This window comes from Otoolea muris (genome assembly GCF_943193115.1).
Taxonomy (GTDB): domain Bacteria; phylum Bacillota; class Clostridia; order Lachnospirales; family Lachnospiraceae; genus Otoolea; species Otoolea muris.
Genome location: NZ_CALPCY010000049.1, coordinates 22,025 through 36,169, shown reverse-complemented (window position 1 = coordinate 36,169; position 14,145 = coordinate 22,025). Strand labels below are relative to the sequence as shown.

The window sequence follows — 14,145 nt, the reverse complement described above, 5'->3', positions numbered from 1 at the left end:
TTTACCTACTCCTTGCTAAAGGGAGTATTCTGATTAGACCGCACCGCCAATAAATCGGCGGTTTACGGACGCACCATTTTTTCTTTTATGTAGGGATTGCCAGTTGCCAGAGCCTTTACTTCCGCATAGGTGAGAGCCGCTTCGTCTATGTCCTCACAGCTTCTGACCGGGGATTTGCTCGTCATAATCTGCCCGATGAATTTCTGCTTGTTTTCGATGAGCTGGTCGAGTAGGTCAGCGGTATTACTACCGCTTTCCCCTCTAAGAACCGTGCATGAGAGTTTCCCCTCACACGGCTCAAGCACTTATAAGCCCTGTCTCACCAGAGCCGGTTCATCAACGTTTTTCGAGTAATGCAGTTTTCTGTGACAGCCTGCGTCCACTAAAATTCTTGTTATCTTATAATCATTCCCCGTGGCTTCATGGATTCTGTACCCTTCCTCTACAGTGATAGCGCCGCCGCAAATAGGGCAGATTCCCTTTTGCGCTTTGTAGAGGGCGTTCAGCTTCTTTCTGCCTTTGATTTCACGAAACATTCTCTCCGTATCCCTTTCTTCAAAATATCCTGTAAACCTGTCATCAAATGGTGTCGCTTCTGATTTTGTTTTCAGCCACCTTACGATATTGGTGTCCGTGGCATATATCAGATTGAGTTCAAACGAATCCGGCATTTTAACGCTGAATGTCCAGCTTCTTGTGCCAATCCGTTTGAAATATTTCTTTGCTATCCATTTATGGCTCTTTTTAGGGTGTCTGCGTTTGCACCACTGCCATAGGCATCTCCACACATCAAAATCAAACCTTTCAAATGCCTGTGACGATACATTATACTTTTGGAAATTCACCCATCCACGGATGACCGGATTCAGCTTCCGTATCAAATCTTCCTGCTTCATGGACGGGTTTTTCTTGATTATCTCCCTTATCTTGCTCACTATGGCTTTATAATTCTTTTTGGACGGTTTCGTCAGAAGTTTGTCTTTGTACCACCTTATATTGCTTCCGAGAAAATCGAAACCATCTTCGATAGGGGTAATGACTGTCTTTTCTTCCGACAGTTCCAGCCCCCTCTCTGACAGAAATTCCCGGATAATGGGAAGCACACCGTTTTCCAGAATCTCCCTGCTTTCGCCAGTGACAATAAAATCATCAGCGTAACGCACAAAGTTCACTTTCGGGAAATATGCTTTTCCATTTACTTTCGTTTTGTGGTATTTCTTTTTAATCTGGGCTTCCAGACCGTCTAAGACCATGTTACAGATAGTTGGTGAGATAGATGAACCCTGCGGGCTTCCCAAATCAGTCGGGAATAACTTCCCTGTTTCGATATACCCGCTTTTTAACCATTTCCGCAAAATGTCCTTATCCATTGGGGTGTGGCTTAAAATCCACTCATGGCTGATATTGTCAAAACAGCCTTTAATGTCGCCTTCCAGCACCCATTTTGGTGATTTTCCTTTATTCAGACAGGTAAAGCACTGCTCAATAGCGTCCTGCACACATCTTTTTGCCCGGAATCCATAGGAATTCGGGTCTGCCGTGGTTTCCGCAATCGGCTCTAATGCAAATTTATATAATGTCTGCATTGCCCTGTCCTTCATACATGGAATGCTTAACGGGCGCATTTTCCCGTTTTTCTTCGGTATATACACCCTTTTTAGCGGCAGTGGTTGATAGCCCCTGCGTTTCAAGCTGAGAATTGCTTCGAATTTCAGTTTGGGGGTAGACCATAAAACTTTGTCTACGCCTGCTGTCTTTTTACCTTTGTTACTCGTTACTCTCCTTACAGCTAAAGCACGTCCATAAAAAGAGTGTGTGAGCAGCCACTGCAAGGATTTCACCTTGCCTGTCCTGCCCTGTTGAAGAGCCTTTACGATACGCATTTGCAGTTTTTTAACATATGCCTCGGCTTTATTCCAGTCAATGGAATCCCATGCCTTTGCAATGTCAGAAGTCGCACACGTTTTACCGTTCATTTGCTTTACTCCTTTCAAAAATTCTATAAACTCTCTCGTAATCAAGCACCCAGCGGAATTGGGCACCCTTTCGGGTGGGGCAAATTTTGAACCCCTGTCCGTCCTCATTACAAGTCCGGCATTCGCTTCTTCCGCAATCCTATACCCGCATTCCCAACGGCTTCCCTTACGGTCGGCTTGCCCATATGGGCAGGAATACGGGCTTGACACGTTCCACTTAACCAACAATTATTTGATAGTTTAGGTTCCGCCTTCTACTCCGGCAGTCATAATGTCCGTGTATTCCCACCTTGGAAAGGAATATCCGACTGCACACCTTTTGGTTCAAGCCTGTCAGCTGCTTTGGCTTGTTCAGCCTTAACGAAGCTTACGGCGGTTCAGTTAATTAACCATGCTATCAGAAAGCCTGCACCCTAACCGCATTGCAGCTCGCAGTTTCATCCGCCCCTCACGGTTTGGATTCCAAGTAGGGTTACGTTTATATCCGCTTCCGAACAGTGCCATTACTGGCAGAGCCGGGGATAACGGCTTCATCCAACGGAATGGATGGTTTGGTCGGCATTGCCGCCAAACAGTTAAATTAAGCGACTTCGTGTCGCACCCATGAGTAGCTGTCGAATGTCCCCTCTGTCACATACCGGAATATTTTTACCTTGTCATTCATGTTGCCCTGTCTTAAAATCCGACCTTCCTGCTGTTCAATGTCAGACGGACGCCAAGGCACATCGAGGTGGTGTAACGCAATCAACCTGTCCTGCACGTTAGTTCCAGCTCCCATTTTTGCGGTTGAGCCTAACAAAAAACGAACCTGCCCGCTTCTTACTTTTGCGAACAGCTCCGCTTTCCTTGTTTCCGTATTGGCATTATGGATAAATGCTATCTCATTCTCCGGCACTCCCTTCGCCATGAGCTTATCCCTGATGTCCTCATAGACGTTGAATGTCCCATCTCCCTTCGGTGTTGATAAATCGCAGAAAATTAGCTGCGCCGATTTCTGCTCTTTAGTCTGCTCCCAAATCTCAAACGCCTTCTCCACACAGGTTGTGGCTTTGGAGTTTTCTTCATCCGGGAGCATATCATTGATGAGCCGCTGGTCTAACGCTAACTTTCTTCCGTCATTGGTGATTTTGAGCATATTGTCGATGTTCGGCTGCACTTTCCTGTCCCTGACCGCTTCCGCCCTGTCTGCAAGTGACTGAACCATGTCCTGCTGGTACTCGCTCGGTTTTAGCACGATATTTTCATAATCTGCTTCCGGCACAGGCAGCTTTAACATATCCGGTGTCTGAATGTCTGCGCTCTCTTTAAATAACGCAATCAGTTCCGGAAGGTTGAAAAACTTTGCAAATCTCGTCTTTGCCCTGTATCCAGTCCCCTCCGGCGCAAGTTCTATCGCTGTCTGCGTTTCCCCAAACGATGCCGCCCAACTGTCGAAATGCCCCAACCCTAGACGCTGTAAGGTATTGTACTGGAGATAACGCATATTTGTATAAAGTTCCGTCATGCTATTTGAAATTGGCGTACCCGTTGCGAATGTGATGCCCTTCCCTCCGGTCAGCTCGTCCATATACTGGCACTTGGCAAACATATCCGAAGATTTCTGCGCTTCCGTCTGTGCGATGCCCGCCACGTTCCGCATTTTTGTATAAAGGAACAAATTTTTATAATTGTGACTTTCATCTACAAACAGCCGATCCACGCCCAACTGCTCAAAGGTCACAACATTGTCCTTCCGGCTGGAATCGTTCAGGCGGCTCAACCTTGCAGATAACGATTTTTTCGTCTTTTCCATCTGCTTAATGGAGTAACGCTCGCCATTTTCCGCTTTTAAGGATTCGATAGCCATTTCAATTTCTGTTATCTGCCTTTCAATCATCGCCATCTGCCTTTCGGTGGAAAGCGGGATTTTTTCAAACTGACTGTGACCGATAATCACAGCGTCATAATCACCTGTTGCGATTCTGGAACAGAACTTTTTCCGGTTGGCGGGTTCAAAATCTTTCTTGGTTGCCGCTAAGATATTCGCTCCCGGATACAGGCGCAAAAAGTCACTCGCCCACTGCTCTGTCAGGTGGTTAGGCACAACGAATAAACTCTTTTGGCACAATCCTAATCTTTTATTTTCCATTGCCGCCGCAATCATTTCAAAGGTCTTTCCCGCACCCACGCAATGGGCAAGCAAGGTGTTGTCCCCGTATAACTGATGCGCCACAGCGTTAAGCTGGTGCGGTCTGAGTACAATGTCCGGCGTCATGCCGGGGAATTTTAAGTGCGAACCGTCATATTCCCTCGGTCTGGTGGAATTGAAAAGCTCATTATATTTTGCGCATAAATCCTGCCTGCGCTCCGGATCTCGGAATACCCAGTCCTTAAAGGCTTCCCGGATTGCTTCCTGTTTCTGGCTTGCCAGCGTGGTTTCTTTTTTGTTGAGGACTCTTTTTTCCTTCCCGTCCTCCGTCACAATGTCAAAAATACGGGTGTCACGCAGGTTTAAGGAATCCTCCAGAATCTTATAGGCGTTTGCCCGCCCTGTCCCGTAAGTCATGTTGACAAGGGCATTTCCCCTGTCTGCGTTTTTCCCCTTCACGTTCCACTGCCCGGTCACATTGGAATACAGTACGCCCATTGTGTTACGGTCAAAAAGGTACTCCGGCGTTTCAAAGGTTTCACGCATAAAGTCCTCAATATATTTGGGAGAAATCCATGTTGCGCCGATGCGCACCTCGATTTCTGATGCGTCCAGCTCCTTCGGCTGTACGCTTTCCAGTGAGGATACGTTAATGGCGTATTCCGGGTGGTTTTCCGCAAAGGTTCTCGCCACTGACAGCTTCTCCCGCACGTTCCCGCTTAAATACTCGTCTGCGGTTTCCCATTCCTCTGTGACCGGGTTCTGGAAGATTACCCCGGCAAGCTCCTTCGTAATCTCCTCCACGCTCTTGTCCGCAAGCTCCGACATATAGGCTAAGTCCACGCCCGCTTTCTCACTTAAAGATACCGCCAGTGCTTCACTTGCTGTGTCCACGCTCGTCACAACTTCCTGCTTTTTAATGGTACGTTTGGAGAACATATCCGCCTTGCCGATGAAATTCCCCTCATCGTCCAGATTTTCAAGGGAGCATAACAGGCAGTAGCTGGAATCCTGATTGAACGCCCTCCGGTTGGTCTGTGAGTTCAGCAGACCGAATTTCTTGGAAAAATCATCGTATAACTGGTTTAATTCCGCCTGCTTGTTTAAAATCATATCCTCCGGGTATTCGTCCAACTGGAAGTTTATCAGTTCCTGCGTACAGTCCCGAATCGCCACCATGCCCTTCATGCGCTGTTCTGCCTTTTCCGACACGTCCACAGGCTTCATAATGGAGTTTTCCCGGTAGTACACTTTATCGTCCACAACGGTGTAGCTGTAATTCTTTACCTCCAGATCGGCGGGTATGTTCTCCCTTGCCAGCTCATCATCAATCTCGTTGAAATCCGCCTGCTCGATGCTGCCCTCCACATAAGAGAGCGCATGTTTAAGCTGCGCCGACAGGGGAAGGGAAGTGTCCGGCAGGCAGGCGCTTTCCATGCCATGCGCCCCGGAAACCATCTCCATTTTTCCGAGTACCATTTCCGGGTGGTCTGCGAAATACTGGTTCATCACGATACCGTCTTTTTCCGTCAGATGCACCCAGTCCGGTTCAATATCTAATACCCGGTCACGCTTCTTTAAAAATAAAATATCCGAAGTGACCTCCGTACCCGCATTTTCCTTAAACGCTGTGTTCGGGAGCCTGACCGCCCCCAATAGTTCCGCCCGCTGTGCAAGGTATTTCCGCACTTCCAGGTTTTTCTTATCCATAGTCCCCTTTGAAGTGACAAAGGCAACGATGCCGCCCGGACGCACTTTATCCAAAGTCTTTGCGAAAAAATAATCGTGTATGAGGAAGTTGTGCTTGTCATACTGCCTGTCAGACACTTTATACTGTCCGAAAGGCACATTCCCCACCGCCACGTCAAAAAAGTCGTTGGGATAATTGGTGTTCTCAAATCCTGTGATTTTAATGTCCGCATGGGGATAGAGCTGCTTTGCGATGCGCCCGGTAATCCCGTCAAGCTCCGCCCCGTACAGCCTGCTCCCCGCCATTTCCTCCGGCAGACAGCCATAGAAATTCCCAATGCCTGCGGCGGGATCTAACACATTCCCTCTGGCAAATCCCATTTTCCCCACAGCGTCATAGATTGCCTGAATGATGACCGGGCTTGTGTAGTGGGCATTTAACGTGCTTTCCCTTGCGGAAGCGTATTCCTCCGGGGATAACAGGCTCTTTAATTCCTGATACTCATTCGCCCAGTTCGCTTTGGAAGAATCAAAGGCATCGGCAAGACCGCCCCAACCCACATATTTTGCTAAAATTTCCTGTTCCTCCGGTGTGGCAGTGCGGCGTTCACCTTCAATCTTTTCAAGGGTTCGTATGGCTTCCACGTTCTGCCGGAATTTCTCTTTCGGTGCAAATCCTTTTCTGGTATTCTCCGCTTCATTGAAAGAGATATGGTAATTGACTGCGCCCGTTTTATCAATCTCCGGCTCTTTTTGCGATGCTTTCCCCGGCTCTGGCGTACTGCCCCCGGTCAGCGTTTCCACGTCGCCCATGACCTGCCGGATAAACGAATCGTTTTCTAAGGCGGTTTCGTCTACTAACTGCCCGTCCACAATCCCGGCTTTTTCCAGACCTTCCCGGACAGCCTGTGTGTCAATGTCGGAAAAATCATCTTTTTCAGCAGAATCTTTTGCGCCTGAAACATCTTCCATTCCCGGCTGTTCCGTTTCCTCTGTAACATTTTCCGGCTCTGATGCAATATCTTTTGTTTCTTTCTGCCCTGTTTCCTGTAAATTCTCTGTCTGTAAATTTTCATTGAGCTTATGGCAGAAAATATCCGCTTGCCCCGGTGTTGCAAATGTCGGCACTGTGCCATCGCCTGTTACATAATAATCCTGTGTTTCGCTGTCCCATACCGCATAAGGCTCTGTAAAAGCATCCGAAGTTTCCGTAACCGTAAAGCGTACTGTTTCTTCCTGTTCCGGTTCTTCTGTCCGTTTTTCCGGCTCTGCATCCGGGTGATTTTCCTCCCGGCGTTCCCCTTCCGGCTCTGCTTCAGATACTTCCGCAGCGTGTCCCTCCCTCTGCTGTCCCGGCTCGTTCTCATAACGTGCCGCATACTTCTGTGCCTCCTTCAGCAAGGCATCCATCTCCACCGCTTTTTCCGCATTTCCGCTTAATGACTGCATCAGTACATAATCGGCGGCTTCCAGAAACAGGGTGTCATAAACTGCCCTGCCCTCTAACCTCCTGTCAGCATCCTCTATGGCAACCGCCCCGGTATCCTCGTTCCAGCCGACCACATCTTTCATGGACAGCGCACCGCAGATTTTTACCACTACGGACATTTCCGCAAGCCTTTCAGCCAGTGCTTTCTCACTGTCACTGGATTTATTTTCTGGTTCGGGACTCTGAATATTGTCCCCGGAAATTTCCGCTTCCTGCTCCGGTACAGCCATTTTTTCCGGTTCTCTGTCACGCTCTATATACCGCCTTGCCTGATTGGTGAAACCGTCCAAAACAGCCGGGTGGGAAGTGACAGTATAATCCACTGACTTCCAGTCAACGGAAGGCACAAGACTTTCTGCCCATTCCTTATTGTTGGTGGAAAACCGCTCGTCATGGGATAAACGTGTAATTGTAGTGGCAAGGACAATTTCTACACGCTCTTTCCCGTACTGCCGGATAACGCCCTCTGCGGCATCCCCCGGAAGGGTGTAACCGTCAAATTTCTCCGCAATCGCTTTTTCTATGGCATCTTTACACTCCACCCGGACACCATGCTCCAGCTTTTCCTGCTCCCGGTGCATGGCTTCTTCCGCCTGCTCTTTTTTGTACTGTGCGAATGCTTCCTTCCCCTTCGGCGTAAGGTATTTATCCGCATTGACAAGCTCCCTGATGCGCTTCTCCACCACGTTCCATTTTAAAAGCACTTTTGCGTATGGATCGCCTATCCTGCCTTTTCCCAATTTAATTCCTTTGGAATCGTGCCATTCATCGCTCCGGTCTGAACCGATCAGGGCGGGAGAGCCACCGCCCGTCCCGTATTCATTTTTAAGGAAGGCAATGTTTTCTTTCTTATCATGCCCTTCCATAAAATACTCATAAATGCGGAACTGCCCATGTTGAAAGTTACTGCCGCCCGTCAGACGTTCATCTATCTCATCCTGCGTGATAAAATCCTCATGCAGCACCTCCACGCTGTCCTGTACCGGGTATTCTGTTTTCTCTGTGCTTAAATCCGCAATCTCCGAAAGCAGATGCTCCGGCTTTTTTACATACCTCCACCTGATCTGTTTTTCCCCGGCTTCAATCTGCTCTTTTGCGTGGGAAAGTTCCCCGGCGATGACATCTCTCCCCTCCTGTGTGGATAAAAGCTCGCACAGGATTGTCATGCTCTCCGGGTGGTTGTGGCTTTTAATCGGTATACTCTCTGGCGCTTCCCCGATACCGTCCCAAAAGAAATTGAACAGGTCATTTGACACCCGCTGGCGTTCCACCGCATCCACAAGGAACACTTCATTTGCGCCCATGTAAGAGCCATTCTCCACCATAGAACGGACAACGCCCTCTATTTCCTGCCAGCCCATCACCGCAACCGGGTTTTCCTTTGCGGACATCCCGTAGCCGATGCTCATGCCGGATTCATTGAACCAGACGGAAATGGGATTGCTGCCAAAATCAAAACCTTTCCCGGTAGTACGGTACTCATTTTTCAGAAACTCCGCCATTTCCTCCGGCGTTTTGCCCTGCTGGTACTTGGCGTAAATGCGGCTCCTGCTGTTATCCCGTCCGCCCCCTGTGCGTAAAATGGCTTCAACCTGCTCCTTTGGCAGAGAAAAAGCGGCGGGCATGATATATTTCTCTCCTGCCTGCGCCGCTTCTATTGTGCCGATCTGTTCCTCTATCGTGGGGAATAAACTAAGCTGCTGGTAACTTTGCGTTTCTTTCGGTTCTTCCCACTGCGGTATCTGCCCCTCTTTCAGATATTCGCCCTTTTCCATGTAAAAGGCGATGCTGTCCCTCACAGCTTCCCATGTAATAACTGCTTCTGCTTTCCGATGTGCATATGTTCCGTTCCAAAGCGTCATACCGCTTTCGTCCGCCCTGTATCCGGCTCTTTCTTTCCCCACATAAAACTCTGTGTTTTCCCCATGCCGGTAACTGTTTTTGATGTATTCCGTCTGTTTATCCTTATCCGGCTCAAAAAGCATTACCCCGGCAATATCCGGGCATTTATGCACCATAAATTCATCAAACTGCAAAATCCCCTTTTCAATCTCTGCCCAATGCCTGTTAATGATTTCCTCACCAGACAAAGAAAAACCGGATAATGCGCTTTCTCCATTACCCGGCTCTGTCAGTTCCTTATTTTCTGTTTTTTCAGTTATTTCTTCCTCATTTACAGGCTGTATACCAGCTCTTTCAGTACGATTTCCTCCGCCGAGTGCCTGATGCTGTTCATCTTCTGAACCCAGAGCATCTGGTTCTCCGCCTTGAGTTTTTCCGTCACTCCCTCCTGCTTCATCATCTGCCCGGTCAGCAGTTCCATCCTCTGCTCCGCCTGCTCCTGAATGGTCAGAAGATGCTCTTTCAGCTTCCCTTTCAGCAGAAGCCCGGTGTAAATCCCCTTCTTGTGTTCCTGTAAGTAATTCTTCCTCAGCAGTCCGTATTTCGTGAGCGTCCCCTCCGGCTGCTCGTCCATCTTTAACATCGGTATCATGTAATCCCCGTTCTTCTCGTAGGTCAGATTCATCATTATTTCCCCTTTCCCCGGCATTTCCGGTCTGTGTGGTAGGTTGTACGTCCTTCGTTTCACTTTCACGCTTTAAAGCATTATAGCGTGTGTCAGAGGTATTTGCAAGTCCTTTTTCGGCAAAATTTCTTGATGCTTCCTTTCCGGCGATTTCCCTGTCATACGCCCCGATTGCTTTGCCAATCTCCATAAGCACAGGCTTGGATAAATCGGATATGCTGTCACCGATATGTGACAGAGTTTCTATTGTATTAAACTCATGGATATAGGGGAACTGGATTTCCTCTGCCAGCTCCGCATCTTCCATGCCGCACCGCTTTAAGACGGTGTAGGCGATGCTGTCCGCCAGCGTTTCCCGGACACGAACAGCAATATTCAGTTCGTCCAGTTCCTCCAGAAAACTTCCCTCTTTCAGATATTCCATATCCGAAGCAAGCTCCCCATAACAGTCCTGTGCAATCCGGGAAACAATCTCCCTGATCCTGTCCGTAAACCCGGCTTCCTTATTGGTATCCCCGTAAATCCCTTCCAGACGGTTCAGAACCGCTTCCTGATGTTCCTCCCGCATCTCCCAAAGCTGAGGAAAACGCCCGATGCGCCTTGCCTTATGCACGTCCGATATGTCAAAGACGTACCGCAGTCCGGTGTAGGGACTCCCTTCTTCATCAAGAAGTGCAATCCCCTTTGCGCCCTTATTCACCCAACAGTGCATTTTTTCATTCCATATCTCTATGGAAGCGCAGGCTGTGGCGTCCGGTCTTTGGGCATAGATAAGGAGCTGGTCTTTGAACGGGTATTTGTAGAGCCTTGAAGCTGTGTTCAGATATTTCTTCCAGCTTTCTTCATTTCTCGTCACCCTCTTTGATGTTTCTTCGGAGAGTGCGGAAATTACGTCATATTTTCTCATGGCAATCCTCCATTTCCTGTTTATTGTTTTTGGGCAATAAAAAAGGCGGCTATGGTTCGTTCATAAGCCATTGCCACCAGTGACGGTAAACTTTATTCAATTTTTGTATGCTCCTTTCTGTTTATGAAAATGGCGAAGTTTCCTTCGCCATTTCTGAATACAGATCTATTACTTTTCTTTTCTAACCCCTTTAAAAGGTGTATTGTCAGATGTTTTTACATCCATAAATTTTCCTGTTTGTGTATCACGTTTTGTCCACAATCCAGTGACCGGATTAAAAACTTGCGTTCTTCCTTTCACTGCTCCCACTCTAGCATTATCGCCTATTGGTTTGTTAGTTGCCATAATAACCTCCTATTTTACTCTAACTGTCTGTGTTTTTGTTCTGGTTACTCCACCGCTACTAACAGAAGTTTTTACTCTTACACTTCTATTAGAGATCGGCTTTGCAGTCACATTTACTCTAACTGTCTTTTTCATTTCAAAACCATACCTTTCTCAGTTGGAATTTTTATCTTGAAATAGAAGCCTATTTTCGCTATAATCTATTTGGATCATCAAGATTCGGAATACCAACTGCGTATCCGATGATAAGCGGTGTTGCTCTGCAAAGCAATGCCGCTTTTATTATTCATGATTCATTTTTTAAATGAATTATGGATATAACTTCATTATAAGTGGGAAATAATACACTTTCTTCCTCTATATCTTTATCATCCGCATTAGAAAACCATACATAGCCCGGTTCTTGGATTGTTTTTACTTGAAACAATTGCATATCAAATAATTCGTCAGCACCTGATAGCTCACTAACTTTCTTCCTGTTAATAAATAGCGGAAAATCCTCTGTTGATTTAAACCACTTAACACATCTGTTAACGCTACAAATTGCAATACAATCTTCACTCGCCAAGTCAATACACCTATTTAATGCTGCTTGAAAAGAAACATCAAATAAATTTGCTAACCCAGATACTATAGTATAATTTATTCTTCCTGAAAAAAAATTTTTAAATTCCTCTGTTGGCATCAAAAGCTCTGCTGCAAATATATTAGCTTCTTTTTCCCTTGGAGTATAATCATTTTTAAAATCCATTTCTTTTATATCACATCCAAACATTAATTCTGAATGCCATGGAATATAAAAATGACCTAATTCATGTGCGATTGTAAATTTTTTTCTATTAGCATTAAGTGACTCTTTTAAAACAATATAACTACTTCCATCTTCACATTTCAAATATGCATCCGCCTTTATAGGTGCCTCTACAATATCAATCCCCAATTGTTTACATATACTATATACATCTGTTACTATCTGGGGAGAAAAAAAATGCTTCATTTCTTTTGCTAAAAGTTGAATTTTATTCATGAGTATTTCGCTTCTTTCGAATTCCACTTAAAATAGAACTATCTTCTTCATAACTTTGAGTTGATGTGTTTCGAGCAGCAATCGCATGTTGCGGTTGAATTAAACTCTCAATATTTTTTCTTAAAAACCTCCATTCTCTGCCAAATTTAGTTCCCTTTAAACGTCCACTTTTAATCATATTATATACGGTTTGTGTGGAAACCCTTAATAAATCTGCTGTTTCTTCTACATTCAAATAGTCAGGTCTTTCACTTTCTGGACGCTCCGCAAAACCTCTTGATATATCTTCTATCATTTTTACTTCTTCTGCCCGTAAAGAAATTGCTCCACATTCTTCACATACAAATGCCTTTACTCCCTTTATTTCTAATTCATATTCGCCCCATCCAGAAGTAATCGCTATTTCCCTCTCTATCATATTTCCATGGCATTTATAACATATTTTATTCATTTATTTATAAGTACAGCCCCTACTGGTGTATAGAGGCTGTACTAACCTCCTTTCAATATAAGTCAAGTATCATTTAATTCGCTCTATTCCATCTCCTTTTTTCTTCCATTTCGTGAAATCCGTTTGGCAAACAGTTATAACTAAATGATCCATTGATGCCACTGTCACAACAACGTAAAAACTATTTTCATGACCATTATAAAATACCATTCTTGGATCCTCATTGTTATATCCGCTTTGCTGTTCTACTAGGATGCCATTTTTTATACAATCTACAACTTGACTTTGTGAAATTTTAAGTTTCCTCATTTTTTCATATGCATGATCAGAAAAGAACAGAAATCCTCTTTCACATGCACTTCTTACAAATATCTCTTCTTTACTCATTCATTTCACACCCCTCCTTTATGGAATATGTTATGGTTATTTTATTCTATCTTACAATATTTGTCAATAGTTTTTATAAAATAACATAAATTAGTATAAATAAGATGCTATGTGAAATCACAGACGTATTTGAACCACAAATACTATAACCTACTATTTTGTAAAATCTTAATCATAAAAACCATGTTCCTCAATACCTTTTTCCAGAATGGTATGTATCAGTTCCTCCAGCTCCACACCGTTTATCTCGCTGACCACGATCAGCTTTGCAAGGGTATCTTTCTGTACGGATATGGCATACTGTTCCTCATCGGCACGAAGCTCATGGACGCAGATACCAAGCCCGTCCGCAATCCTGCACACCACACCAAGCTCCGGCTCCCTGATGCCCGCCAGAATATCCATGATTGTCCTCTCCGGCACTCCCGACATTCTGGAAAGCTCCATAATGCTGATTTCTTCCTCTTTCATCACGTTTAATAACTTATCCCCGGTTGTAAACATCTTTCTTCCTCCCTTATTTTTTCTTCCCGCCAGAAGATTTCTTTTTCGGAAACTCCATGACAAACTTAAACTGTACCCCGCTTTTTTCTGCCCCGTCTTTGGTGTAATGGTATTCTTCCGTCCCACTCGGAATAATGTAGGCATCATAGGGCTTGCCTGCCTTGCTCTTTAACCCTTTTAACAGGATTTTCTTCCCGGCAAGCATATCCTTCACCTGTGCATCGGTAAGGGCAGCTCCCATTACCCGGCTCACGTTCATACCGCATTTTTTCACGCAGTAAGCGCCGAATTTTCCTTTTACCACCTGACCGCCGCAGTTCGGGCATACCCCAAGAGCCGCCTGTTCCTGTGCGAACATCTTTTTCTGTTCGTCACTGACTTCATGGTAAGTGTGTATCAGTTCCGACACCATGTTTTCAATGTCCGCCATGAAGTCCTCCATAGGAAGCTCCCCTTTCGCTACCAGTGTCAGGGCATTTTCCCAATCGGCGGTAAGTTTCGGGGACTTCACCACATCCGGCAGCACCGTAATCAGCTTCATTCCGTCCTCTGTTGGTATGATCTGCTTCTTTTCACGCTTCACAAACCCGTCCCTGACTAACTTCTCAATGATGTCCGCCCTTGTTGCAGGCGTACCCAAGCCTTTCCGTTCCACGTCATCACCCATATCTTCCGCCCCGGCACGTTCCATTGCCGACAATAATAAATCTTCTGA

General features: G+C 45.9%; 7 protein-coding genes and 2 pseudogenes. All 9 read right to left on the bottom strand.

From position 1 onward, the window contains the following. Nucleotides 1-74: 74 nt before the first annotated feature. Nucleotides 75-224: pseudogene (locus NFS31_RS28385) on the bottom strand (helicase); the annotation flags it as partial. Nucleotides 225-305: 81 nt separating this feature from the next. Then, nucleotides 306-1,976 carry a group II intron reverse transcriptase/maturase gene (gene ltrA, locus NFS31_RS21005; RefSeq protein ID WP_251499520.1) on the bottom strand — a complete coding sequence of 557 codons (1,671 nt, stop codon included), beginning with the start codon at nt 1,974-1,976 and terminating at the stop codon, nt 306-308. Nucleotides 1,977-2,556: 580 nt separating this feature from the next. After that, a complete protein-coding gene (locus NFS31_RS21000) occupies nt 2,557-10,716 on the bottom strand; it encodes a DUF3849 domain-containing protein (protein ID WP_465223444.1) in 8,160 nt (2,719 codons plus the stop codon). A gap of 168 nt (nt 10,717-10,884) precedes the next feature. Next, nucleotides 10,885-11,061, bottom strand: a complete 177-nt coding sequence (locus NFS31_RS20990; RefSeq protein ID WP_251499517.1) for a hypothetical protein — start codon at nt 11,059-11,061, stop codon at nt 10,885-10,887. Nucleotides 11,062-11,347: 286 nt separating this feature from the next. Further along, nucleotides 11,348-12,088, bottom strand: coding sequence for an ImmA/IrrE family metallo-endopeptidase (locus tag NFS31_RS20985; RefSeq protein ID WP_251499513.1), 741 nt, complete (start codon nt 12,086-12,088; stop codon nt 11,348-11,350). Continuing rightward, a complete protein-coding gene (locus NFS31_RS20980) occupies nt 12,081-12,539 on the bottom strand; it encodes a helix-turn-helix domain-containing protein (RefSeq protein WP_275563914.1) in 459 nt (152 codons plus the stop codon). The genes NFS31_RS20985 and NFS31_RS20980 overlap by 8 nt, the downstream gene beginning before the upstream one ends. A 69-nt stretch (nt 12,540-12,608) precedes the next feature. Next, nucleotides 12,609-12,926, bottom strand: coding sequence for a DUF4258 domain-containing protein (locus NFS31_RS20975; RefSeq protein WP_251499507.1), 318 nt, complete (start codon nt 12,924-12,926; stop codon nt 12,609-12,611). A gap of 168 nt (nt 12,927-13,094) precedes the next feature. Next, entirely contained in the window at nt 13,095-13,430 is a 336-nt protein-coding gene (locus NFS31_RS20970) for a helix-turn-helix domain-containing protein (RefSeq protein ID WP_251499505.1), read from the bottom strand. Nucleotides 13,431-13,443: 13 nt separating this feature from the next. Beyond that, nucleotides 13,444-14,145 (bottom strand): annotated as a pseudogene (locus NFS31_RS27980) (DNA topoisomerase); the annotation flags it as partial.